Origin of the sequence: Amycolatopsis sp. NPDC021455 (genome assembly GCF_040640995.1) — a bacterium.
Lineage (GTDB): Bacteria > Actinomycetota > Actinomycetes > Mycobacteriales > Pseudonocardiaceae > Amycolatopsis.
On record NZ_JBFACT010000102.1, the window covers coordinates 1 to 22,456 of the forward strand.

The 22,456-nt window shown below is 72.3% G+C and carries 23 protein-coding genes and 1 pseudogene; 5 read left to right on the top strand and 19 right to left on the bottom strand.

The window, feature by feature from the left end; genetic code table 11:
* Window positions 1-125: 125 nt before the first annotated feature.
* From AB0G28_RS46260 to AB0G28_RS46280, 5 genes are all read right to left on the bottom strand, one after another.
* Entirely contained in the window at window positions 126-1,397 is a 1,272-nt protein-coding gene (locus AB0G28_RS46260; RefSeq protein ID WP_361104949.1) for an ATP-binding protein, read from the bottom strand.
* 121 nt (window positions 1,398-1,518) lie between these two features.
* Window positions 1,519-2,949 (bottom strand): carboxylesterase family protein, encoded by a 1,431-nt coding sequence (locus AB0G28_RS46265; protein ID WP_361104952.1) that lies wholly within the window; start codon window positions 2,947-2,949, stop codon window positions 1,519-1,521.
* Between the two features lie 165 nt (window positions 2,950-3,114).
* Window positions 3,115-5,286 carry a xanthine dehydrogenase family protein molybdopterin-binding subunit gene (locus AB0G28_RS46270; RefSeq protein ID WP_361104955.1) on the bottom strand — a complete coding sequence of 724 codons (2,172 nt, stop codon included), beginning with the start codon at window positions 5,284-5,286 and terminating at the stop codon, window positions 3,115-3,117.
* On the bottom strand, window positions 5,283-6,245 hold the full coding sequence (locus tag AB0G28_RS46275) for a xanthine dehydrogenase family protein subunit M (RefSeq protein ID WP_361104958.1): 963 nt from the start codon (window positions 6,243-6,245) through the stop codon (window positions 5,283-5,285). The genes AB0G28_RS46270 and AB0G28_RS46275 overlap by 4 nt, the downstream gene beginning before the upstream one ends.
* On the bottom strand, window positions 6,232-6,684 hold the full coding sequence (locus AB0G28_RS46280) for a (2Fe-2S)-binding protein (protein ID WP_361104961.1): 453 nt from the start codon (window positions 6,682-6,684) through the stop codon (window positions 6,232-6,234). Before AB0G28_RS46280 ends, AB0G28_RS46275 begins: the two co-directional genes overlap by 14 nt.
* Window positions 6,685-6,864: 180 nt before the next feature.
* Here AB0G28_RS46280 and AB0G28_RS46285 point away from each other — a divergent pair, with 180 nt between their 5' ends.
* Window positions 6,865-7,440, top strand: coding sequence for a TetR/AcrR family transcriptional regulator (locus AB0G28_RS46285; protein ID WP_361104964.1), 576 nt, complete (start codon window positions 6,865-6,867; stop codon window positions 7,438-7,440).
* Here AB0G28_RS46285 and AB0G28_RS46290 read toward each other — a convergent pair.
* From AB0G28_RS46290 to AB0G28_RS46300, 3 genes are all read right to left on the bottom strand, one after another.
* Complete coding sequence (locus AB0G28_RS46290) at window positions 7,437-7,796, bottom strand: hypothetical protein (protein WP_361104967.1); 360 nt, start codon at window positions 7,794-7,796, stop codon at window positions 7,437-7,439. The two genes, AB0G28_RS46285 and AB0G28_RS46290, sit on opposite strands and share 4 nt — an antisense overlap.
* Window positions 7,797-7,867: 71 nt before the next feature.
* A complete protein-coding gene (locus AB0G28_RS46295) occupies window positions 7,868-9,352 on the bottom strand; it encodes a CoA-acylating methylmalonate-semialdehyde dehydrogenase (protein WP_361104970.1) in 1,485 nt (494 codons plus the stop codon).
* A 32-nt stretch (window positions 9,353-9,384) separates the two neighbouring features.
* Window positions 9,385-10,254 (bottom strand): aldolase, encoded by an 870-nt coding sequence (locus tag AB0G28_RS46300; RefSeq protein ID WP_361104973.1) that lies wholly within the window; start codon window positions 10,252-10,254, stop codon window positions 9,385-9,387.
* 138 nt (window positions 10,255-10,392) lie between these two features.
* On the opposite strand from AB0G28_RS46300, the gene AB0G28_RS46305 reads away from it, so the two are divergent.
* Window positions 10,393-11,169 (top strand): GntR family transcriptional regulator, encoded by a 777-nt coding sequence (locus tag AB0G28_RS46305; RefSeq protein WP_361104976.1) that lies wholly within the window; start codon window positions 10,393-10,395, stop codon window positions 11,167-11,169.
* Here the strand turns inward: AB0G28_RS46305 and AB0G28_RS46310 are convergent.
* The 6 genes from AB0G28_RS46310 to AB0G28_RS46335 form a co-directional block, all read right to left on the bottom strand.
* Complete coding sequence (locus AB0G28_RS46310; protein ID WP_361104978.1) at window positions 11,163-12,353, bottom strand: PP2C family protein-serine/threonine phosphatase; 1,191 nt, start codon at window positions 12,351-12,353, stop codon at window positions 11,163-11,165. The genes AB0G28_RS46305 and AB0G28_RS46310 overlap by 7 nt on opposite strands.
* Window positions 12,353-13,339, bottom strand: coding sequence for a SpoIIE family protein phosphatase (locus AB0G28_RS46315; protein WP_361104981.1), 987 nt, complete (start codon window positions 13,337-13,339; stop codon window positions 12,353-12,355). The genes AB0G28_RS46310 and AB0G28_RS46315 overlap by 1 nt, the downstream gene beginning before the upstream one ends.
* Window positions 13,336-13,758 (bottom strand): ATP-binding protein, encoded by a 423-nt coding sequence (locus AB0G28_RS46320; protein ID WP_361104984.1) that lies wholly within the window; start codon window positions 13,756-13,758, stop codon window positions 13,336-13,338. Before AB0G28_RS46320 ends, AB0G28_RS46315 begins: the two co-directional genes overlap by 4 nt.
* Entirely contained in the window at window positions 13,748-14,140 is a 393-nt protein-coding gene (locus tag AB0G28_RS46325; RefSeq protein ID WP_361104987.1) for an STAS domain-containing protein, read from the bottom strand. Before AB0G28_RS46325 ends, AB0G28_RS46320 begins: the two co-directional genes overlap by 11 nt.
* Window positions 14,137-15,009, bottom strand: coding sequence for an STAS domain-containing protein (locus AB0G28_RS46330; RefSeq protein WP_361104990.1), 873 nt, complete (start codon window positions 15,007-15,009; stop codon window positions 14,137-14,139). The genes AB0G28_RS46325 and AB0G28_RS46330 overlap by 4 nt, the downstream gene beginning before the upstream one ends.
* Before the next feature lie 74 nt (window positions 15,010-15,083).
* Window positions 15,084-15,557 (bottom strand): MarR family transcriptional regulator, encoded by a 474-nt coding sequence (locus tag AB0G28_RS46335; RefSeq protein WP_361104993.1) that lies wholly within the window; start codon window positions 15,555-15,557, stop codon window positions 15,084-15,086.
* An 84-nt stretch (window positions 15,558-15,641) separates the two neighbouring features.
* Here AB0G28_RS46335 and AB0G28_RS46340 point away from each other — a divergent pair, with 84 nt between their 5' ends.
* On the top strand, window positions 15,642-16,853 hold the full coding sequence (locus tag AB0G28_RS46340) for a PP2C family protein-serine/threonine phosphatase (RefSeq protein ID WP_361104996.1): 1,212 nt from the start codon (window positions 15,642-15,644) through the stop codon (window positions 16,851-16,853).
* Between the two features lie 200 nt (window positions 16,854-17,053).
* Here AB0G28_RS46340 and AB0G28_RS46345 read toward each other — a convergent pair whose 3' ends face one another.
* Both AB0G28_RS46345 and AB0G28_RS46350 read right to left on the bottom strand, forming a co-directional pair.
* The gene (locus tag AB0G28_RS46345; RefSeq protein WP_361104999.1) at window positions 17,054-17,317 is read right to left on the bottom strand and encodes a hypothetical protein; all 264 of its coding nucleotides are present in this window, start codon (window positions 17,315-17,317) and stop codon (window positions 17,054-17,056) included.
* A gap of 10 nt (window positions 17,318-17,327) precedes the next feature.
* Window positions 17,328-17,765: an Hsp20/alpha crystallin family protein gene (locus tag AB0G28_RS46350; protein ID WP_361105002.1), complete on the bottom strand. Its 438-nt coding sequence runs from the start codon at window positions 17,763-17,765 to the stop codon at window positions 17,328-17,330.
* A gap of 175 nt (window positions 17,766-17,940) precedes the next feature.
* On the opposite strand from AB0G28_RS46350, the gene AB0G28_RS46355 reads away from it, so the two are divergent.
* Window positions 17,941-18,783, top strand: a complete 843-nt coding sequence (locus AB0G28_RS46355) for an SDR family oxidoreductase (RefSeq protein WP_361105005.1) — start codon at window positions 17,941-17,943, stop codon at window positions 18,781-18,783.
* A gap of 74 nt (window positions 18,784-18,857) precedes the next feature.
* Here the strand turns inward: AB0G28_RS46355 and AB0G28_RS46360 are convergent, their stop codons facing one another.
* Together AB0G28_RS46360 and ctaD are read right to left on the bottom strand one after the other, a co-directional pair.
* Window positions 18,858-19,112 carry a hypothetical protein gene (locus AB0G28_RS46360; protein WP_361105008.1) on the bottom strand — a complete coding sequence of 85 codons (255 nt, stop codon included), beginning with the start codon at window positions 19,110-19,112 and terminating at the stop codon, window positions 18,858-18,860.
* Window positions 19,093-20,865 (bottom strand): cytochrome c oxidase subunit I, encoded by a 1,773-nt coding sequence (ctaD, locus tag AB0G28_RS46365; RefSeq protein ID WP_361105011.1) that lies wholly within the window; start codon window positions 20,863-20,865, stop codon window positions 19,093-19,095. Before ctaD ends, AB0G28_RS46360 begins: the two co-directional genes overlap by 20 nt.
* Before the next feature lie 164 nt (window positions 20,866-21,029).
* On the opposite strand from ctaD, the gene AB0G28_RS46370 reads away from it, so the two are divergent.
* Entirely contained in the window at window positions 21,030-21,506 is a 477-nt protein-coding gene (locus AB0G28_RS46370) for a DUF4383 domain-containing protein (protein ID WP_361105014.1), read from the top strand.
* A gap of 96 nt (window positions 21,507-21,602) precedes the next feature.
* On the opposite strand, the pseudogene AB0G28_RS46375 reads toward AB0G28_RS46370, so the two are convergent.
* A pseudogene (locus tag AB0G28_RS46375) lies at window positions 21,603-22,456 on the bottom strand (glycogen debranching enzyme); the annotation flags it as partial.

The following is a 22,456-nucleotide window of genomic DNA, read 5'->3' on the forward strand; positions in this document are numbered from 1 at the left end:
CCGGGGGGCGGGCCGGGGCGGCGGCTGGGGCCTTCCCCCCCCTGGGGGCGGCGGGTGGTCCCCCCCCCCCCAACGCCACATTGGGTGCGTTGGGCGCAACCAACGCCACATTGGGGTGTTGGGGGCTAGCCCGGCACCCACATCGTGACGCGGGTGCCGCGGCCCGGCTGCGAGTCCACGGTGCCGCGCCCGCCGACCTCGGCCAGGCGGGCCACGATCGACTGGCTGATGCCGAAGCCCGGTGGCCGGTCGCGGACGTCGAACCCCTGGCCCTGGTCCCGGGCCACCACCGCGATCCCGCCGTCGCGCTCCTCCACCCGCAGCACCACCTGGTTCGTCCCCGAGTGCTTCACGGTGTTGCGCAACGCTTCCCGGACCGCCTCGACCAGCGCGGTGCGCCGGTCCTGCGACACCTTGCGGTCGTCGGCGAAGTCGGCGGCGACGAGCTGCGTGCGCAGGCCGTCGCGGGCCATTTCGGTGGCGACGTCGGCGAGCTCGACGGCGAACCCGCGCGTCGACCCGTCCGGCACCGGCTCGGTGATCCGCTGGCGCAGCTCGGCCGCCTGCGCCTTGGCGACCGAGCGCAGTTCCGACAGCCGGGTGGCCGCGTGGGCGTCGTCGCCCGGAGCCGCGATGGCCAGCGCTTCGAGCGTCTGCAGGACGCTGTCGTGCATGATGCGCCGGGTCCGGCGGCGTTCGGCCTCGCGCCCGCGCCGCAGCCCGATGTCCACCGCGAACCGCGTGCCGACGCCGAGCAGGATGAGGATCGCCACGGCGATCACGATCGCCACCGCCAGCGCGACCAGGCAGCCGATCGACCGCGTCAGCGCGAGCTGGTGGCTCAGCGGGAGACCACCGGCCAGCGTCAGCGCCGCGCGGAGCGGCACGGACGCCACGAACAGCCACAGCGCCGCGGGCAGACCGCACGTGCCAGCCCACATGGCGACCCCGCTGACCAGCCAGGTCCACGACACGTCGACCGCGAAGGGCTGCACCGGCGTCGGAGCCGTCATCGCGACGACGAAGTTGAGCACCACGCCGACCGCCAGGTCCAGGCCGAGCGCCCGGCCGGTGAAGCGGGCCCGCAACCCGCCGGCCCGCAGCACCCAGATCGTCGCCGCGGTGTTGGCCACGACGGCGAACAACGTCGCGCCCAGCACCGGACCGAGCCCGAGGCGGCCGTTCGCCGCGGTGAAGCCGATGAACACCTTGACGAACGCCGCGATCCGGTACGCCAGCGGCACGACGACCCAGTAGCGCGAAGCACGGGCGAGCGTCGCGTCCCCGACGGCGGCGAGGTCGCCGTCGTCGGCGTCGGTGGGTTCCGCGGGTGTGCCGCTGCGCAGCAGCGTGCGGACTAGCGCGCGTGGCGGAGCGGGAGAGCCCGCCTCGGGCATCGGTGGTCCCCATTCATCGGACGTCCGGGCGCACCGAGCGTGGCAGCGCGGCGGGGCGCTCGTCAACCGTCCGGGCGCGGAGCCAGCCCGGTGGAGCAAAGGAAATCAGTACGCGTGGAACTCAGTACGCGTGGAATATCGTGTCTTCGCCCGCGTACTCCGCCCAGCCCGGCGAGCCCGTGGCGGCGAAGCGGTACCAGGCGCCGTTGAGGTCGCCGGCCAGCTCGGCCGGCGGGTTTTCGCCGAGCAGGCCGCGTGGCCCGGACAACGTCTCCAGCGCGTCGAACACGAACGGCAGTTCGAGCCCGTGGCACGCGCCCAGCCGGCCTTCCAGCAGCGGCGAGCCCCACTCGAACTCGTAGCGGAACGTCCGGCCGGTGTGGTGCTCGGCGAGGTCGCGCACGCCGTCGCGGAAGACCAGATCGGTCAGCGCCTCGACGAGGACCTCGCCCGCCGAGCGGCCGGCGCCGAGGCCGTAGGCGTACAGCACGCCGGCCGGGTCCGGGTGCGACACCGCCAGCGACGCCACGGCCTGGTCGTCGGTGACCGCCTCGAGCGCGCCGGTCGGCACGAGGTAGAGCCGCATCTCCTCGCTGCAGCTGCCGGCGATCAGGTCGACGTCGCGGCCCGCGCCCGCCTTGATCGCCTTGCCCGGGTGCTGCGGCAGGACGTCGTCGCCGATCACCGGCAGGAACGGGCTCAGCCCGTACCCGCGGTCGTAGCCCAGCGCGTCGCGCAGGTCGGGCGCGCCACCCGGGCGCAGGACGGCGTCCTGGGCGTCGAGCAGCTGCTCGGTCGACACCTTCCGGAACGCCTCGGCGGTCGGCTCGACCTTCAGCTCGTCGGCGACCACCTTGGCCAGCCGCCGCGCCTGGACGCCGTCGCGCACCATGTCCGGATGTCCACTTTGGACGATCGCGCGGTGGAAGAGCCCTTGCGACAGCGGCGAACCGAGCAGGCAGGCGACGCTGACGGCACCGGAAGCCTGGCCGAAGAGAGTGACGTTGGCCGGGTCGCCGCCGAACCCGGCGATGTTGTCCCGGACCCAGCGGAGTGCGGCGAGCTGGTCGCGCAGCCCGACGTTGGTGGCCCCGCCGTCGACGGGCAGGAAGCCGTCGATGCCGAGCCGGTACTGCACGGTCACCAGCACCGCGCCCGCGCGGGCGAACGCCGTGCCGTCGTGGGCCGCGGCCGACCCGGTGCCGCCGAGGAACGCGCCGCCGTGCACGAACACCAGCACGGGCAGCGAAGCGCCGCCCGGCTGCGGGGTCCAGACGTCCACCGTCAGGTACTCCGGGCCCGGCCGCCAGCCGGTCCCGGCCAGCGGGGTCAGGTCGAGCCCGGGCACGTCGTGCCGGCGTTGTGGCGCGGTCGGCCCGGGTCTCCGGGTATCGCGGACCCCCTCCCACGGCGGGGCGGGAACGGGTTCGGCGAAGCGCAGCTCACCTTCGGGCGCCGCGGCGTACGGGATGCCGCGGAAGCGCACGACGCCGGCGGGGGTGACCTGACCGCGCACCGCGCCGGAGGTGGTGGGGACGACGGGGTCGGTCATGCGGGTGGCCCTTTCGTGGGGAAGACCTGAGGAGTCCCGCCAGCCTAGGACCGTGGCGGTCCGGCGTCATGACCTGATCGTCCCCTCGTTGTCGCGGATGGGTAACGGCCGTGAGCGGGGAACGGCCTTCCCGGCCACCCTGTTCCCCGCTCACGGCCCCGCCGCTCACTCCGCCAGGAGGTCCTCGATGGTGATCGGGATGTGCCGGACCCGGATGCCGGTGGCGTTGTACACGGCGTTGGCCACCGCCGCCGCCATGCCGACCGTGCCGATCTCGCCGAGGCCCCGCGCGCCGACGGCGTTGTGCAGGGTGTCCGGGTACTCGACGAAGTGGACGTCGACCTCGGGGATGTCCGCGTTGACCGGCAGCAGGTAGCTCGCGAAGTCGCCGTTGGCGAGCCGGCCGTTCGCTTCGATCTCCAGGCCTTCGTGCAGCGCGGCCGACACGCCCCAGATCATCCCGCCCATGATCTGGCTGCGGGCCGCCTTGTCGTTGATGATCCGGCCGGCGTCGAACACGCCGAGCATCCGCGACACCCGGGCTTCGCGCGTCCACTTGTGCACGCGGACCTCGACGAACTGGGCACCCCACGAGCTGAACGAGTGCTTGGTCAGCTCCTCGCCGGGGGCCGACGACCCGGTGACCTCGAGCGTCTCGCGGCCCAGCGCGCGCAGCAGCTCGCCGAACGTCATGTTCTCGCCGTCGGCGAAGACGCGGCCGTCGGCGTAGGTGACTTCGCGGCCTTCGTACGGTGCCCCGGCGTCCGACGCGAGCGCCACCAGCTCGTCGATCGCCTTGGTGGCGGCGATCATGATCGCCGTGCCCGCGCTCGCCGTCGCCGTCGAGCCGCCGGACAACCCGCCCGGCGGCAGCGCCGAGTCGCCGAGCTTCGGCGTGATCCGGTCCGCCGGGATGTCCAGCGACTCCGCGCCGACCAGGGAGAGCACGGTCAGCAGGCCGGTGCCCGGGTCCGCGCCGCTGGTCGCGACGACGGCGGTGTCGTCGGCGTTCAGCGTGATGCCGACCGTCGCCGGGAACCGCAGGGCGGGGAACATCGCGGTGGCCACGCCCGTGCCGACGAGCCAGTCGCCGTCGGTGCGCGTGCCCGGCGGGCGGTGCGCCCAGCCGAAGCGCTGCGCGCCGACGCGGAAGCACTCGTCGAGGTGCTTGCTCGCCCACTGCAGGTCCTTGCCCGGCGGGGCGATGGAGTTGTTCCTGATCCGCAGCTCGACCGGGTCCATGCCGAGCGCGACGGCGAGCTCGTCCATCGCGCTCTCCAGCGCGAACGAGCCGGGTGCCTCGCCGGGCGCCCGCATGAACGTCGTCGGCGGGACGTTCAGCGGCACGATCTTCTGGCTGATCGCCAGGTTCCGCGTGGCGTACCACTCGCGCGACGTGCCGTGCGACGTCGGCTCGACGAACGAGCGGGCGGAGTCGGTGCTGCACCACGAGTCGTGGCGCAGCGCGACGAGCGAGCCGTCCCGCTCGGCGCCGAGCGTCAGCTTCTGGACCGTCGCGGCCCGGCCGGCGGTCGCGGTGAAGACCTGCTCGCGGGCGAGCGCGGCCTTCACCGGGCGGCCGAGGTCCCGGGCCGCCGCCGCGGCCAGGAACAACGGCGTCGACACCATCGCCTTGCCGCCGAACGCGCCGCCGACGAACGGGTTCACCGCGTGGACGGCTTCCGCCGGCAGGTCCAGGGCCATGGCCACGTACTCCGCCTGCAGGTTCGACGCCTGGTTCCCGCTGTAGACGGTCAGCTCGCCGTCGTCCCACACCGCGACCGCGGAGTGCGGTTCCATCGCGGCGTGGTTCTGGGTCGCGGTCGAGTAGGTCGCTTCGACGACGACCGGGCTCGCGGCCAGCGTGTCCTCGAAGGTTTCGACACCGTCTTCGAGGACCTCGAGCGTCGGCGGGGCGCCGTCGCGGGCCGGCGGCGCGTCTTCGGCGTCCGCCAGGCCTTCGGCCAGCGACGTCCGGGCCGGGAGCGGGCGGTAGTCGACCTTGACCAGCGCCGCCGCGTCGCGCGCCTGTTCGAAGGTCTCCGCGACCACGAAGCCGATCGGCTGGCCGTAGTAGGTGACTTCCTTGTCCTGCAACGGAACCCACGACTCGCCGAACATCGTCATCGGCGTGCGCAAGGGCAGCGGGTCGAACGGCGAGTACACGCCGAGCACGCCGGGTGCTTCCCGCACCGCGGTGAAGTCCATGGCTTCGACCTCGCCGTGGGCGATCGTGCTGAGCACGACGTAGCCGTAGGCCATGCCCGGGAAGTTGTGGTCCGCGCCGTACTTCGCCTGGCCGGTGACCTTCAGCGGCGCGTCCAGCCGGGTGATCATCGGGAGCTCCCCTCGGTCAGTTCGAGCAGGGCGCGGACGATGGTCCGCTTGAGCAGCGGCACCTTGAACCCGTTGCCGGACAAGGGTGCGGCGCCGTCCGCCGCGACGGCCGCGGCTTCTTCGAAGGCGGCCTGGGTCGCCGGGCCACCTCGCAGGGCGGCCTCGACGCCCGGCAGCCGCCACGGCACCGTCCCGACGCCGCCGGCCGCGATCCGCGCGTCCGCGACGATTCCGTCCCGGACGTCCAAGGCGACGGCCGCGGAGCACAGCGCGAACTCGTAGGACTGGCGGTCGCGCACCTTGACGTAGGTGGAGTTCGCCGCCCAGTCCAGCCGGGGGACGAGCACCTCGGTGATCAGCTCGCCGGGCCGCAGGTCGTTTTCCACGGCGGGGGTGTCGCCCGGCAGGTGGTAGAACTCGCCGAGCGCGACCTCGCGGGTGCCGGTGGCGTCCGCCAGCCGCAGCCGGGCGTCGAGCGCGACCAGGGCGACGGCGACGTCACTGGCGTGCGTGGCCACGCACGCGTCGCTGGTGCCGAGGATGGCGTGCATCCGGTTGGCGCCTGCGATCGCGGAGCACCCGCTGCCGGGCACGCGCTTGTTGCACGGCATCGCGACGTCGCGGAAGTACGAGCAGCGCGTGCGCTGCAGGATGTTCCCGCCGATGCTGGCCATGTTCCGCAGCTGCTGGGACGCGCTCAGCAGCAGGGCGCGCGAGATCGCCGGGTAGACGCCCGGGTGCGCGGCGATGTCGCTCATCCGCTCCAGCGCGCCGAAGCGCAGGCCGTCGGTGGTGTCGATGCCGCGCAGCGGGACCGCGTTGATGTCGAGGACGTGCTCCGGCGTCAGGACGTCGAGCTTCATCAGGTCGACCAGCGTCGTGCCGCCGGCCAGGAACGTGCCGGGCGTCGCCAGCGCCTCTTCGACGGTGGCGGGGGCGGTCAGCTCAAAGGGTCGCATCGGCCCGCCTCGCCTGCTCGACGGCCTTGACGATGTTCGGGTAGGCCGCGCACCGGCAGAGGTTGCCGGACATGAACTCCCGGACGTCGTCGACGCCCTGCTCGACGGCGGCGACCGCCGACATGACCTGCCCGGCGGTGCAGAACCCGCACTGCAGGGCGTCCTGGTCGACGAACGCCTGCTGCACCGGGTGCAGACCGTCCTCAGTGGACAGACCTTCGACGGTGGTCACCGGCTGCTTGACGGTGGCGGCCAGGGTGAGACACGACAGCACGGGCCGTCCGCCGACGTGCACGGTGCAGGCGCCGCACTGCCCGCGGTCGCAGCCCTTCTTCGGGCCGGTCACGGCGAGGCGCTCCCGCAGCGCGTCCAGGAGGGTCACGCCGGGATCGGCGTCCAGGTGTTCGGTGGTGCCATTGACTTCGAGTGAGATGTCCACTGGTCTCTTTCCGTGGATCGGTCGAGCCTCGTGTGGTGGGAACGGGTGTACCGGATAGTCATCCGCTTCACCCGGTCGCGAGGCTAGCGGATTACAATCCGCTTCGCAACGAAGTGCTCGGGCTGGAGTCGCTCCAGGTCTGGGCTAGATTCCGTGAGAGCGCAACCACCGGGAGGCACGATGACGACGGGCTCGGTCAGTCCCCGCCGCGCGGACACCCGGCGCAATCACGAGCGCATCCTGGTCGCGGCCGCGGCGTCGCTGGCCGAAACGGGCGAGGTCTCGTTCAACGCGATCGCGAAGCAGGCCGAGGTCGGCGTCGGCACGGTCTACCGGCACTTCCCGACCCCGGAGGCGCTGATCCTGGCGGTCTACCGGCGCGAGGTCCGGCACATCGTGGACGTCGTGCCGGCGCTGCTGGAGAAGCACCCCCCGGACGAAGCGGTCCGGGTGTGGGTGACGGACCACCTCGCGCACTACATGATGACGAAGAAGGGCCTGGCCGACGCGCTGCGCACGGCGACGGCGTCCCGGGGCGAGCTGCCGGGCGACGCCTTCGAGGAGATGCTCGGCGCGGTGGCGACGATGCTCGAAGCCAACGTGGCGGCCGGGACGGTGCGGCCGGGACTGACGCCGGTGCTGGTCATGCGGGCCTTCGGTGGCTTGCTGTGGCTGGATCCGAATGGGGATTGGCGGAGTGATGCCGCGAGTCTCGCCGATCTGCTCTGGTACGGGATGGCCGCGCCGCGCGGTTAAGCGGTGCCGTCGAGGTGGACGGTTACGGTGACCCGGCCCTTCTCGTCGCGGTGCGCCAGCGCGTGGCCCGTGCGGCCGGTGTCGTCGAGTTCGAGGGTGAGCGGGGCGCCGTCGCCGGTGAAGTTGCGCCACCACGACTTCGCGTCCGGTAGCCCTACGCGGATGGTGACCACGTCGCCCGCCCGTCGGTAGGCGACCGGGGTGCTGAGGGTGCGTCCCGATCGGCGGCCCGTGTACGTGACCTGCGTGAGGTGACGGCGGACCAGCCGTCCCCAGCGTGGTGACGTCCGGAGCGCGCCGACGCAGGTGTTGACGCGGTCGACGGCGGTTTTCGGGAGCGAGCCTCCACGACTCACGGCGGCCTCCTCGGTCGATGGTGCCGCCACGCTACCGGAAAACGGAGAAGGACGCTCCGGTTGATCCTGTGTCAGCTGGACGTCGGGAACGTGAAAGCGGCCTCGGAGTGGGGCCAGCGCGTGGTGACGACCTTGGCGCGGGTGTAGAAGCGGACGCCCGCGGGGCCGTGGATCGGGCTGTCGCCGATGAGGGAGTCCTTCCAGCCGCCGAAGGAGTAGTACGACATCGGGACCGGGATCGGCACGTTGACGCCGATCATGCCGACCTTGACCTCGCGCTGGAACTTGCGGGCCGCTTCGCCGCTGCCGGTGAAGATCGCCGTGCCGTTGCCGTAGGGGTTGGCGTTGATGACGGCGATGGCTTCGTCGAGCGTCCCGGCGCGGACGATCGCCAGCACCGGGCCGAAGATCTCCTCGCGGTAGGCGTCCATGTCCGGCGTGACGTCGTCCAGCAGGGACGGGCCGACGAAGAAGCCCTCCTCGTGGCCTTCGACCTTCAGGTCGCGGCCGTCGACGACCACCTTCGCGCCCTGCTCCGCGCCACGGGCGACGGAGTGCACCACCCGCTCGCGGGCGGCCTCGGTGACGACCGGGCCCATGTCGCTGGCCGGGTCGCTGCCCGGGCCGACCTTCACTTCGCGGGCCTTGCGTTCGAGGATCTCCACCAGCTTGTCGCCGGCCGGGCCGACGGCGACGCCGACGGAGACGGCCATGCACCGCTGGCCGGCCGAGCCGAACGCGGCGGCGGTGAGGTGATCGGCGGCGAACTCGAGGTCGGCGTCGGGCAGGACGACGGCGTGGTTCTTCGCGCCGCCGAGGGCCTGGACGCGCTTGCCGGCCGCGGTCCCGCGTTCGTGGACGTACTTGGCGATCGGGGTGGAGCCGACGAACGACACCGCGGCGACGTCGGGGTGGTCGAGGATCGCGTCGACGGCGGTCTTGTCGCCGTGGACGACGTTGAAGACGCCGTCGGGCAGCCCGGCTTCGGCGTACAGCCGCGCGACGAAGTTCGAGGCCGACGGGTCGCGTTCGCTGGGCTTGAGGACGAACGTGTTGCCGGTGGCGATGGCGATCGGGTGCATCCACAGCGGCACCATGATCGGGAAGTTGAACGGCGTGATCCCGGCGACCACCCCGAGCGGCTGGCGGAAGTCGTGCACGTCGACGTCGCGGGAGACCTGGTCGGAGAAGCTGCCCTTGAGCGCGTCGGCGATGCCGCAGGCGTACTCGACGACCTCGCGGCCGCGCACGATCTCGCCGCGGGCGTCCTCGATCACCTTGCCGTGCTCGGCGGAGATGATCCGGGCGAGCTCGTCTTCGTGCCGCACGAGCAGCTCGCGGAAGGCGAACATCACCTTGGTGCGCTGGGACAGCGAGGAGTTGCCCCACGACTCGAAAGCCTTGCCCGCGGCCGCGACGGCGGTGTCCACATCGGACTCTTCCGCCAGCAGGACCTGCGCCTGCTGGCGTCCGGTGGCCGGGTCGTAGACCGGTGCCGTGCGGGTCGAGCCCGCCGGGGTGGCGGTGCCGTTGATCCAGTGTTCGATGGTGTTCACGGTGTCCTCCGGGAAGTGGCGCCGGTGCGGGTTCACAGCAGACCGACCGCGGTGTCGACGGCCTTGGCGACGTCTCCGTCGTGCGGGTACAGCAGCGAACGCCCCACCACCAGGCCCTGCACGGTCGGCTGGGTGAGGGCGCGCTGCCAGGCGGCGAAGGCCGCGTCCGGGTCCTTGACCTCGCCGCCGAGCAGGACGGCCGGCAGAGTCGAGGACGCCAGCACGCGCTCCATGTCGTCCACCACCGGAAGTTTCAGCCAGGTGTAGGCCGAGGAGCGGCCGAGCGCGGAGGCGATGGTGATCGACTTGATCACGGCGTCGGGGGAGAGGTCGTTCTTGAGGCGTCCGCCGGCCCAGGTCGACAGGAACGGCTCGACCATGGCGATCAGCTTCCGGTCGGCCAGCTCGTTGACTGCCTTCGCGGTGTTCTCCAGGACGGCCGGGGTGGCCGGGTCATCCAGGCAGATCCGGGTCAGGGTCTTGCCGCCGTCGAAGCGCATCCGCTCGATCGCTTCCGCGTCGTAGCAGGCGAAGCGGTCGTCGATCTCGAAGCTCGACCCGGCCAGCCCGGTGCGGTTCATCGAGCCGATCACGGTTTTGCCGTGCAGCACGCCGAGCAGCAGCAGATCGTCGATGACGTCCGCGGTGGCCAGGACGCCGGTGACGCCGGGGCGGTCCAGGGCCAGGCACAGCCGCTCCAGCAGCTCGCCGCGGTCGGCCATCGCCGAGGGGTTGCCGCCGACGGCGTTCGCGCCGCGGGCGGGGTGGTCCGCCGCGATGATCATCATGCGGCCCTTGTCGTTGAAGGGCGACTTGGCGCGGACGCGGTTCGCGGCCGCCTCGGCGATCGCTTCCGGGTCGTGCACGCGTTTGGCGACGATCCGCCGCAGCACGTCGGTCACAGCTCCGCTCCCAGCCTGGTCTTCGGCGCACGCCCTTCGTGCCCGTGACCTCGACGATTCCAGTGGGCGGGGACTTTGTCAAGACATATGGACAACACGTCATCCCAACAGGTGGCGGGGAGGCGGTAGGCTGCGCGGATGAGCAACCCGGACGTCACCTTCCCGGCCTGGGACGCGGGCCGGGAGATCGTCGTGGACCCGGGCAGTCCCGAGCCGCTGTACTTCCAGGTGTCCCGGCAGCTGCACGCGGCGATCGAGGACGGCAGGCTGCCGGCGGGGGCGCGGCTGGGCAACGAGGTCGACCTCGCCGCGAGCCTGCGCCTGTCGCGGCCGACGATCCGCCAGGCGATCCAGACGCTGGTCAACCAGGGCCTGCTCGTGCGGCGGCGCGGGGTCGGCACGCAGGTCGTCCGCACGAAGGTGGCCCGGCCGCTGCGGCTGAGCAGCCTGTTCGACGACCTCGCCGGGCTGGGCGGCAAACCGGAGTCGGCGGTGCTGGTCAACCGCGTCGAAGAGGTCGGTGCCGAAGTGGCCGAGCTGCTGGAGGCACCGGGGCTGACGCGTGTGCGGCGGCTGAAGCGGCTCCGCTCGACCGACGGCGAGCCGCTCGCCCTGATGAACAACTACCTGCCCGACGGCGTCATCGACCCGGCCGACGACGAGCTGCGCGAGCGCGGGCTCTACCAGCTCCTGCGGTCGGCGGGGGTGCGGCTGCACGCGGCCGAGCAGAACATCGGCGCGCGGCTGGCGACCGAAGAGGACGCGGAACTGCTCCACGAAGAGCCGGGGGCGGCGCTGCTCACCATGCAGCGCACGACCTACGACGACACCGGCCGGGTGGTCGAGTACGGGTGGCACGTGTACCGGGCGTCCCGCTACACGTTCAACCTTTCGCTGACCAACGGGCCTCAGTGAGCGCCGGCCGCCGGCGTGCGGCGGAGCGCCAGGACCACCGTGTCGTCCGCGTGCAGGACGACGTCGTGCATCCGCGTGACCAGCTCGCGGGGCAGGCTCGCCGCCGGGAGCGCGCGATGGGCTGCCGCCACCGTCAAGAGCCTGGCCTGCCCTTCGTCGAGATCCTTGCGGCTCTCCACCAAACCGTCCGTGTACAGCAGCACCGTGTCCCCGGGCGCCAGGACCACGTCGACCAGCTCGCGGCTGCCGGGATCGGGGAAGCCGACCCCGCGGCCGGGGATCGGGGCCGGCAGCAGCCTCGCGGCGCCGGCTGAAGTGACGAGCACGGGCTCCGGGTGGCCGCCGTTCGCGAACTCCGTCCGGCCCGTCGCCGGGTCCATCCGGGCGAGCAGGACCGTCGCCATCAAGCCCGGTTCGATCGGGGCCAGGGTGCGGGACGCGTGCGCGATCAGGTCGCGGAACGGGTGCCCCTCCAGGGCCAGGGTGCGGATCGCGTGGGTCACCGTCAGGGCGTGCCGGGTCGAGGTGACGCCGTGGCCTACCGCGTCGACCAGGGTCACGTGGACCCGGCCGCCCGGCAGGACGAACCAGTCGTAGAGGTCGCCGCCGGTCGGGGAGTCCTGGTCCGTCGGGGAATAGTGGACCGCCAGCTCCAGGCCCGGTACCGCGGGCGGGCGCGGGCGCAGCGCGTCCTCCAGCTCGCGGAAGATCGCCGCGTGCGCGCGGCGCAGCTGCTCGTCCCGCTGCTCCAGCTCGACGTACATCGCCAGCACGCCGCTGTTGGTCTCGGCCAGCTCGTGCTTGAGGTCCCGCTGCTCGTGGGCGAGCGTGTCGGCGCGGGCGACCAGCGCGAGCATCTCCTCGCGCGTCGCCCGGTCGTCGTCGGGGTCGGCCGGGGCCACCCGCCTGCCGCCGGTGAGGTGCCAGGTCAGCGTCTCGCCGTCGCCGCGCTCGGGCAGCAGCGGCAAGGCGTCCCGGCTCGCCGCGTGGTCCAGCCGCACCGTGACGGCGAGCCGGTGGTCCGAGACCGCCGTGGTCACGTCGACGGTTTCGCCCGCGGTCAGCGCCGGCTCGGCGAGCAGGGTCACCGCGAGCACCAGCCGCCCGCGGTCGTCGGCGGGGACGCCGGCTTCGGCGCAGGCCGTGCGCAGCCGCCGCCGGATGCGGGCCAGGTCGGGGCGCATCAGGCGGACCGGTCCGCGCGCAGGGCGAGCATGGCCGCGTCGTCACGCGGGTTCCGGTGCCGGTGGGCGAGGTCCGCGGCGAACAGGAGCAGGTCCGGGGCGTGGCCCGGGACGCGCCACGCGGTGCCGACGCCGTCGGTGTGCAGCACCACGACGTCGTCGTCGGCCAGCGACAGGTGCCGGACCGGCGCCGACGGCAAGGTGAACCCGACGACGCCGGGCGTGCTGAGCAGCAGCCGGGACGGGCCGCCGCCGACGCTCGCGCCGCTGACGTTGCCGACTCCGCAGAACTCGAGCCGCCGCGGCGCGATCCGCACCAGCGCGACCGCGGCGCCGCGGGTCGTCCGCAGCGCGCGGTGCATGTTCGTGAGCTGGTGGGGCAGCGGGCGGTCCGGGTTCTCGGTGAACACGCGCAGCGCGGCGTCCGCGGCTTCGGCGGCGTCGGGCCCGTGGCCGAGCCCGTCGGCGACGACGGCGGTCCGGCTGCCGGTGACGTCGGCCAGCGCGACGGCGTCACCGCAGTGCTCCTCGCCGTCCCGCGGCAGCCGGAAGTGCCCGACCGAGCCGGCTCGCGGCGCCGGGGCGAGCAGGCGGGCGGCGGCGAGCGTCCCGCCCGCGGGCGAGGACGTGATCCGGAACTCGGTCGCCATCCGCTTCACCGCGCCGAGCCCGGTGCCGAGGGTGGCGGTGGTCGTGTTGCCGTCGAGCAGCCAGTGGTCGAGGTCGGCCATGCCGGGGCCGTCGTCGGCGGCCAGCACGTCGACGCCGGGCCCGGCCAGGGACGGCTGCACGAACACCGAGCCGCCACCGCTGTGCTTGTCGATGTTGCCGGCCAGTTCGGCGGCCACGACCGCGGCGCGCTCGGCCAGCACGTCCGGCAGCCCGGCGCCGTGCGCGGTCTCCCGCGCGACGCGGGCGGCGGCGTACCCCGCGCTGGGGTGGTCGACGCGGATCGGGCGCGTCAGGCCGGCGACGGTGGCGGTCATGGCTTCCAGCGCACGACCGTGACCGTGGTGCCGCGGCCGGGCGCGGTGTCGAGGGTGAAGTCGTCGACCAGGCGGCGGGTGCCGCCCAGGCCGTGCCCGAGTCCCGCGCCGGTGCTGAACCCGTCGGTCATCGCCTGCTCGACGTCGGCGATGCCCGGGCCTTCGTCGCGCACTCGCAGCCGGAGCCCGACGCGGCCGGCCCGGTCCCGCACCGGGCCGACGGTCAGGGTGCCCCCGCCGCCGTGGATGTAGGCGTTGCGGACCAGCTCGCTGGCGGCGGTGACGATCTTCGTCTGGTCGACGATCGTGAACCCGGCGGCGACCGCGGCGGCCCGCACGGCGTGCCGCGCGGCGAGCAGGTCTTCTTCGGCCCGGACGGGGTGCTCGCCGGACGGGATGGTCCGCTCGTCAGGAAGCATGAGGCGCCTCTTCGGCGGCCTCGGCGGGACGGCGCCAGCCCAGCAGCTCCATCGCCTGTTCCGCGTTGAGCGCGGTCCGGACGCCGGTGAGCCGCAGGCCGAGCTCGGTCAGGGTCAGCGCGACGGCTGGGCGCATGCCCGCCACGACCATCCGCGCGCCGAGCAGCCGCCCGGTCCCGGCCAGCTCCATGAGCACGCGGGCGACGAACGAGTCGACGACCTCCAGCCGGGAGATGTCGATGACGACGCCGCGGATGCCCTCGTTCGCGATCCGCGTGGTCAGCTCGTCGGTGAACGCGAGGGCGGTCTTGTCGTCGAGGTCGCTCAGCAGCCCGCTGAGCAGGATGTCCCCGAGCCGCAGGATCGGCAGTCCGGTGTTCACCCGGTCACCGCGCCCGGGCGGCCGCCGTCGCCGAGCAGCTGCATCGCGGTCGCCAGCGCGTCGGCGAGCGAACCGCGGGTGACGATGTGCGAAAGGTCGATGCCCAGCTGCGTGATCGTCTGGGCGATCGACGGGCGGATGCCGCTGATCACGCACTCCGCGCCCATGAGCCGGACGGCGCTGACGGTCTGCAGCAGGTGCTGCGCCACCGCGGTGTCGACGGTCGGGACGCCGGTGATGTCGATGATCGCGACCCGGGCCTCGTTGTCCTGGATGGCTTCCAGGAGGTTGTTCATCACGACCTGGGTCCGGGCGCTGTCGAGCGTGCCGATCAGGGGCACGGCGAGGACGTGGCGCCACAGCCGCACGACCGGGGTGGACAGCTCCAGCACCTGGCTGTGCTGCTCGCGGATGATGCGTTCCCGGCCGGCCGAGTAGACCTCGAAGGTCAGCACGCCCGCGCTGTCGAGCAGCTCGTTGACCAGCAGCGCGGCCCGGTAGCGCAGCGCGGAGTCGTCGGTGTGCCGCTCGATCGCGCTCAGCATCGTGCGCTTGAGGGCGAGGATCGCCATGGCGGTGGCCGACGGATTGGAGCGGCGCGCACCCGCGCGGGCCCGGCGCTCCGACAGCGACGTCAGCGCGTCGCGCACCGCCGGGTCCTGGTCCACGATCCGCGACACCGGGAGCGTGCCGGCGAGCGCGTCCCGCAGGGCTTCCAGCAGTTCGACGGCCTCGCGACGCAGTTCCTGCCCGCTCCGGTCGCCGTCGTGCGGCTCCTGCCCGGCCCAGTCCCGGGCCAGGGCGGCGCGGTCCTCGTCCAGCATGCGCGCCAGCACCGTGCGGACCTGGCTGTCGTCCGTGCCCAGCACCGACTCCTCCTCCGGGGATCGGGGCGCGCTCTGCTGTACGCCGACCTAACTGTTGTCATATAACAACAGTTGCGTCAGGTATGCAAATCAGGGGATGCCGAGTCCGCGAGGGCCAGGTACTCCCGCAAGCCCGTCGCGAGCGCGGCCCGGCCCGCGGGGCTCATCTTCGCCAGCAGCGACTCGACGCCTTCCCGCCGCCGTGCCCGCAGGTCCCGCAGGTACGCGCGGCCCCGGTCGGACAGCCGCAACGTCAGCTCGCGACGGCTGCGCGAGCTGGGCAGGCGTTCGAGGAACCCGACCGCCTCCAGCCGGTCGCAGAGCCTGCTCACCAGCGGTGGCGTCGAGCCCAGCTGCTCGGCCAGCTGCCGGAGGTTGACCCCGTCGTGGCGGTCCAGCGCGACGACCGCGCGCAGCTGCGACACCGAAAGCGGCCGCGGCGAGACGTCCCACGCGCCCTCGACCACCGACTCGAAGAGGCGGGCGAGGCTCGGCACGGCGGCCGGCCCATCCGGGCCGTCCTCCTCGCGGGATCGATCCACGGCGTCCACTCTGGCATCCCTATGCTGAACCGGCAGCACGGCCCGCGCGGCTCGCCGTGCGCCGGCGCGGAACCGGTGAGCAGGAGGCAGGCGTTGGACAGATCCCTGGCGGTGGAACGTCTCCTCCGTGACGTACCACCGCACGACCTGCCCGGGGCGCTGCGCTCGGGACTGCGCGAGCACTTCGGCGCCGAAGCGGTCGAACTGCTGATGGCCGACTACGCCCTGACCGAGCTGTGCCGGGTGGGCGACGAGCCCTACACGGCGGAACCGATGCCGGTCGAGGGCACCACGCCCGGCGCGGCCTTCGTCGCCCAGGCGGCGACGTTCGACCACGACGGCGACCGCGTCACCGGCTACCTGCCGGTCAGCGTCCGCGGCGACCGGCTCGGCGTCCTGGCCGTCACGCTGCCGTCGGAACCCGAACCGCCGGTCTGGGCCGAGCTGGAGCGGTTCGCCGAAGCGGTGGCCCACGAACTGTTCGTCGCCGACCGGGACACCGACCTCTACATCCAGGCCCGGCGCTCCTCGCGGCTGACGCTGGCCGCGGAGATGCAGTGGCAGCTGCTGCCCGGGCGGGCCTGCACTCGTGCCGAGTTCGCGCTCGGCGGTCAGCTCGAACCGGCCTACGCCATCTACGGCGACTGCTTCGACTGGTCGGCGTCCGCGCGGAAGCTCGCCGTCACGCTGATCAACGGCATGGGGGAGGGCAGTGAAGCCGCCCTGCTGACCAATCTCGCGGTCAACGCGCTGCGCAACGCCCGGCGTGCCGGGATCGCGCTCGACGCGCAGGCCGAACTCGCCGACCAGGCGCTCTACGCGCACCACCGCGGCGCCGAGCACGTGGCCGCGTTGCTGCTGGAGTTCGACCTGGCCACCGGCGCGGTGGCCGTGGTCGACGCCGGCTCGCCCCGGCTGTGGCGGCTGCGGGACGGCAAGGCCGAGCGCGTCCACTTCGACGAACAGCTGCCGCTGGGCACCTTCGACGGCACGGTCTACGAGGTCGAAAGCTTCGAGGCGGCCGGCGGGGACCGGTTCGTCTTCGTCAGCGACGGCGTTTACGACGCACTCGGCCCGCACGGCGAGCGCTACGGCGACCGCGAGCTCGCCGAGGCGGTCGCCGCGACCGCCGACCTGCCCGCGGCGCACGTCCCGGGCGCGATGCTGCGGGAACTTTCGACGCGCCGGCACGGAAACCAGGCCGAGGACGACGCGATGGTCGTGTGCCTCGACTGGTTCGGGCCGGCGCCGTCGCCGGGTACCGGCCCGGCGGTGACGGTCCGCCCGGCCGACACACCGCGGTAGCCCACGGCGGTGGGTGTCCCGAGCCGTGACCCGACGGGCATCACGCGTGATCGGACGGGCATCTCGCGTGACTGAAGAGGCATCACGTGTGATGGGGAGGGCATCACGCCGATGCCCGCCGGATCACGGGTGATGCCTCTCCGATCACGGGTGATGCCCTGCCAGTCACGCGAGATGCCCGGGAGCGCACGGCCGGGCGGTCAGGCGGCCGCTCGTTCGCGCGGGGTCGCGCGGCCGGCGTCGACGACGGCGGCGAGCACGGCGTCCGCGTCGAGGGCCGGGTCCCACAGCGCGCAGCCGACGACGTGCGCGAGTTCGCGCCGGCCGTGCTGCGCTGTGAGCGGGACGTCGGTCGGGCGGCCCTTCTTGACCGCGTGGACCGCCCGGGTCACCAGGATCGCTTCCTGACGGCTGGGCGCCGCGGCGAAGATCTTCTCCACCGCGGCCCGGACCTGGTCGTTCATCGTGCGCCCGTCAGGCCTTGATCTCCTTCCGGTCGGACTGCGCGCCGCTGATCTCGATGCGCCGCGGCTTGGCCTGCTCGGCGACCGGGATGCGCAGCGTCAGCACGCCGGCCTCGTAGTCGGCGGCGATGTGGTCGGTGTCGAGGGTCTCGCCGAGGAACAGCTGCCGGGAGAAGACACCGAGGGGCCGTTCGGAGACCTGCATCTGCACGTCGTCACCGCCGTGGAGCGGGCGGCGTTCGGCCTTGACGGTCAGCACGTTGCGTTCGATGTCCAGCTCGATGGCGTCCGGGGAGACGCCGGGCAGGTCGAAGCACACCACGAACTCGTCGCCGGCGCGGTAGGCGTCCATGGGCATCGCGGCCGGCTTGGACCAGGTTCCGGGCGTGCCGAAGACCTGCTGGGTGAGGCGGTCCAGCTCACGGAACGGGTCGGTGCGCATCAACATCGGTTTCCTCCTCCTTGGTTCGGTTCGTGTCAACACGCACCTCTTTTCTAGCATGTCATCCAAACGATGACAAGTATGAAGTCGTCAAGAAGATGACATCACCCGTGGCGTGTGAAGCCGGACCCGGCGGGTTACTCGGGGAGCGGAGATCCACCCCCGTATCCGAGGAGCCCCTGTGTCCGAGCAGCCCGCCCAGCAGCAGACCCCGCCCGGGACGACCGCCGCGATGACCCCGCGGCCCGACCACGGCGAGCACACCTACCGCGGCTCCGGCAAGCTGACCGGCAAGGCGGCGCTCATCACCGGGGCCGACAGCGGGATCGGCCGGGCGGTGGCGATCGCGTACGCCCGGGAAGGCGCCGACGTGCTCATCTCCTACCTCGACGAGCACGAAGACGCGGAAGAGACGCGGCGCTGGGTGGAGGAGGCCGGGCGCAAGGCCGTCGTCGTGCCCGGTGACGTCGCCGACCCGGCGCACTGCCGGGCCCTGGTCGCCCGCGCGGTCGAGGAGTTCGGCCGCCTCGACGTCCTGGTGAACAACGCCGCCTTCCAGATGAGCCACGACTCGCTCGAGGAGATCCCCGACGAGGAGTGGGACCGCACGCTCGCCACGAACCTCAGCGCGTTCTTCCACCTCGCCAAGGCCGCGGTGCCGCACATGAAACCCGGCGCGTCGATCATCGGCAGCTCGTCGGTGAACTCCGACAGCCCGACCCCGCAGCTGCTGCCCTACGACGTCACGAAGGCGGGCATCGCGAACATGTGCGCGGCGCTGGCCCAGTTGCTGGGGCCGAAGGGGATCCGGGCCAACAGCGTCGCGCCGGGGCCGATCTGGACGCCGCTGATCCCGTCCACCATGCCGGAAGAGGCGGTGAAGTCCTTCGGCGAGCAGGTGCCGCTCGGCCGGGCCGGGCAGCCGGCCGAGCTCGCGCCGGTATACGTGCTGCTGGCTTCCGACGACGGCAGCTACGTGTCGGGGGCGCGGGTCGCGGTGACCGGGGGCGCGCCGATCCTCTGATTCGACCCCGCTCGCCCGGTGTCTTGAACGACTCGTTCCTGTCGTCCGACGACAGGAACGAGTCGTTCAAGGCTTCAGGGCCGGGTCCGGCTGCCGCGTTCGAGGTGCAGGCAGACGGCGAGGTTGACGGCGACGCAGCCCGCGAACAGCCACGGCAGCGCCAGGAAGATCCCGGCGGCCACCAGGGCCAGCGCGACGGCGTCCGAGCCGAGGCACAGCACCAGCGGAACCCGGGGCCTCGCCGCCCGCAACTCCCGCTCGAGCCCGCGCAGCCGCCGCCGTTCCCACGCTTTCAGCGGCGGGCCGGGGTCAGCGGCCGCGGGGATCATCGCTCTCGCCCTGCTCGTCGGGCTGGGTCGCGGCGGCCGCGATCTCGGCCGGGTCCGCCGCGTGCCGGGGGTGTCCGCGGGTGACGTGCCCTTCCTCGCGCATCCGTTCCACCATGTGCGGGTAGTGGAGCTCGAACGCCGGCCGCTCGGAGCGGATCCGGGGCAGCTCCAGGAAGTTGTGCCGGGGCGGCGGGCTGGTGGTCGCCCACTCCAGCGAGTTGCCGTGCCCCCAGGGGTCGTCGACGTCGATGGGGTCGCCGTAGCGGTAGCTCTTGAAGACGTTCCAGATGAACGGCAGCACCGAAAGGCCCAGCACGAACGCGCCGATCGTGGAAACCGTGTGCATCCAGGTGAAGTTGTCGCTCGAGAGGTAGTCGGCGTAGCGGCGGGGCATGCCCGCGTCGCCGAGCCAGTGCTGGATCAGGAACGTCGTGTGGAAGCCGAGGAACGTCGTCCAGAAGTGCCACTTCGCCAGGCCCTCGTCGAGCATCCGGCCGGTGATCTTGGGGAACCAGAAGTAGATGCCGGCGAAGGTCGCGAAGACGATCGTGCCGAACAGCACGTAGTGGAAGTGGGCGACGACGAAGTAGCTGTCGTGGATGTGGAAGTCCAGCGGCGGGGACGCGAGGATCACCCCGGTGAGCCCGCCGAGCAGGAAGGTCACCATGAACCCGACCGACCACAGCATCGGCGACTCGAACGTCAGCTGCCCCTTCCACATGGTGCCGATCCAGTTGAAGAACTTGATCCCCGTCGGCACCGCGATCAGGAACGTCATGATCGAGAAGAACGGCAGCAGCACGGCGCCGGTGGCGAACATGTGGTGCGCCCACACCACCGCCGACAGCCCGGTGATCCCGATGGTCGCGAACACCATGAGCTTGTAGCCGAACAACGGCTTCCGGCTGAACACCGGCACGATCTCGGTGACGATCCCGAAGTAGGGCAGCGCGACCACGTAGACCTCGGGGTGGCCGAAGAACCAGAACAGGTGCTGCCACAGGATCGCGCCGCCGTTCTCCGGGTCGAACACGTGCGCGCCGAGGTGCCGGTCGGCCAGGAGCGCGAACAGCGCCGCGGTGAGGATCGGGAACGCCAGCAGGATCAGGATCGACGTGAACAGGATGTTCCACGTGAAGATCGGCATCCGCCACATGAGCATCCCGGGACACCGCAGGCACACGATCGTGGTGATCATGTTGACCGCGCCGAGGATGGTGCCGAGACCGGTGACGATCAGCCCCGAGATCCACAGGTCCCCGCCGACGCCGGGGGAGTGGATGGCGTTGGACAGCGGCGTGTAGGCGGTCCAGCCGAAGTCGGGCGGGCCGCCGGGGGTGGCGTAGGCGGAGAGGACGATCGTGCCGCCGAACAGGTACAGCCAGTAGGAGAACGCGTTGAGCCGCGGGAACGCCACGTCCGGCGAGCCGATCTGCAGCGGCAGGACGAAGTTGGCGAAGCCGAACAGGTTCGGGGTGGCGTAGAGCAGCAGCATGATCGTGCCGTGCATGGTGAACAGCTGGTTGTACTGCTCCGGCGAAAGGAACTGCAGGCCCGGCCGGGCCAGCTCGCCCCGCATCAGCAGCGCGGTGAGGCCGCCGACCAGGAAGAACCCGAACGACGTCGTCAGGTACAGCACGCCGATCGTCTTGTGGTCGGTGGTGCGGATGGTCTTGAGGATCGTCGCGCCGCGCTTGCCCCGCCACACCGGCCGGTGGGGGATCGGAGCCGGACGCAGAGAGGTTTCGGTCATCGGGCTCCCACCTGGTGCCGCCGGGCTGGTCGCGCTGCGCGTACCCGGGCCGGCCGCCGGTACACGCGGCGAACGGGTGTTTCCCGGGGGCTTAGCCGCGTTTCGCCCGGGTATGCCGTCCGGAGCAGCGCCGGCCGCCGGCCGGGCCACCGAAAGGAAACGCCATGTCCACTGCCACCCACACCCGCACGAGAACGCCCGTACAGGTCGCCGCCCTGGCCGTCGCGGCCGTGTTCCTGCTGGTCGGCGTGCTCGGCTTCATCCCGGGCGTCACCACTCACTACGACCAGCTGAGCTTCGCCGGCCACGACTCGATGGCCATGCTCCTGGGCCTGTTCATGGTCTCGGTCCTGCACAACATCGTCCACCTGCTGTTCGGCGTGGCCGGGATCGCCGCGGCCGGCACCGCGCGCGGCGCGAAGCTGTTCCTGATCGCCGGCGGTGCCGTCTACCTGGTGCTCTGGCTGTACGGGCTGCTCATCGACCACGGCAGCGACGCGAACTTCGTGCCCGTCAACACCGCGGACAACTGGCTGCACCTCGTCCTCGGCGTCGGCATGATCGCCCTCGGCCTGCTGACCGGCCGCGCGGAACGGTCCGTGCGGGGACCGCAAGCCGCCCGCGGGCCCGGGCTGGGCTGACCACCCGGCGTACCCAGGAGGCCGGACGGCGTACCTGGAGGGTCGGCTCGCGTACCTGGAGGGTCGGTTCACGAGCCGACCCTTCGGGTACGCGAGTCACGCGTCGTGCTCCTTGGTGCGCATCAGCACCGCGAGGGAGCGGGCGGCGACCACGAGCGGGCTGCTGCCGGCCACCGTGCGAGGGGTCGCCAGCTGGTCGCCCGCCACACCGCCGACCAGGACGCCGCCGACGGACCGGTGGAACGCCTCGCCCGTCGCCGTGTCCAGGACGATCGCCCACTCTTCGCCGTAGCCGCCGTCCGGGACCGTCATCGTGATGTCGTCTTCGTGGGCGTTGAAGCACAGCAGGAACGAGTCGTCGAGGACGCGTTCGCCGCGGGCGTCGACGTCGGGGATCGCCGTGCCGTTGAGGAACACCATGATGCTGCGGCCGAAGCCGGCCTCCCAGTCCCGGTCGGTCATCTCCTCGCCGGCCGGGGTGAACCACGCGATGTCGCGCAGCTCGTCGCCCCGGCGGATCGGGCGGCCGGCGAAGAACCGCCGCCGGCGGAACACCGGGTGCTGCCGGCGGAGGTCGACGACCGCCGAGGTGAACTCGAACAGCTCGCGGTGGCGCTCCAGCAGTGACCAGTCCACCCAGGACAGCTCGTTGTCCTGGCAGTAGGCGTTGTTGTTGCCCCGCTGGGTGCGGCCGAGCTCGTCGCCGTGCAGGAGCATCGGCACCCCCTGCGACAGCAGCAGCGTGGCGATCATGTTGCGGCGCTGGCGGGCCCGCAGGTCGAGCACCTTCTCGTCCTCGGTCGGCCCTTCCGCGCCGCAGTTCCACGACCGGTTGTCGCCGGCGCCGTCCCGGTTGTCCTCGCCGTTGGCCTCGTTGTGCTTTTCGTTGTAGGACACCAGGTCCCGCAGCGTGAAGCCGTCGTGCGCGGTGACGAAGTTGATCGACGCGA

Bases quoted from the DNA above. Each gene is read 5' to 3' on its own strand.
- AB0G28_RS46305 (WP_361104976.1), top strand. From the start codon at position 10,393: ATGAGCAACCCGGACGTCACCTTCCCGGCCTGGGACGCGGGCCGGGAG.
- AB0G28_RS46285 (WP_361104964.1), top strand. From the start codon at position 6,865: ATGACGACGGGCTCGGTCAGTCCCCGCCGCGCGGACACCCGGCGCAAT.
- AB0G28_RS46350 (WP_361105002.1), bottom strand. From the start codon at position 17,765: ATGTTGATGCGCACCGACCCGTTCCGTGAGCTGGACCGCCTCACCCAG.
- AB0G28_RS46270 (WP_361104955.1), bottom strand. From the start codon at position 5,286: ATGATCACCCGGCTGGACGCGCCGCTGAAGGTCACCGGCCAGGCGAAG.
- AB0G28_RS46315 (WP_361104981.1), bottom strand. From the start codon at position 13,339: ATGACCGCCACCGTCGCCGGCCTGACGCGCCCGATCCGCGTCGACCAC.
- AB0G28_RS46360 (WP_361105008.1), bottom strand. From the start codon at position 19,112: ATGATCCCCGCGGCCGCTGACCCCGGCCCGCCGCTGAAAGCGTGGGAA.
- AB0G28_RS46310 (WP_361104978.1), bottom strand. From the start codon at position 12,353: ATGCGCCCCGACCTGGCCCGCATCCGGCGGCGGCTGCGCACGGCCTGC.
- AB0G28_RS46275 (WP_361104958.1), bottom strand. From the start codon at position 6,245: ATGCGACCCTTTGAGCTGACCGCCCCCGCCACCGTCGAAGAGGCGCTG.
- AB0G28_RS46345 (WP_361104999.1), bottom strand. From the start codon at position 17,317: ATGAACGACCAGGTCCGGGCCGCGGTGGAGAAGATCTTCGCCGCGGCG.
- AB0G28_RS46260 (WP_361104949.1), bottom strand. From the start codon at position 1,397: ATGCCCGAGGCGGGCTCTCCCGCTCCGCCACGCGCGCTAGTCCGCACG.
- ctaD (WP_361105011.1), bottom strand. From the start codon at position 20,865: ATGACCGAAACCTCTCTGCGTCCGGCTCCGATCCCCCACCGGCCGGTG.
- AB0G28_RS46265 (WP_361104952.1), bottom strand. From the start codon at position 2,949: ATGACCGACCCCGTCGTCCCCACCACCTCCGGCGCGGTGCGCGGTCAG.
- AB0G28_RS46320 (WP_361104984.1), bottom strand. From the start codon at position 13,758: ATGCTTCCTGACGAGCGGACCATCCCGTCCGGCGAGCACCCCGTCCGG.
- AB0G28_RS46370 (WP_361105014.1), top strand. From the start codon at position 21,030: ATGTCCACTGCCACCCACACCCGCACGAGAACGCCCGTACAGGTCGCC.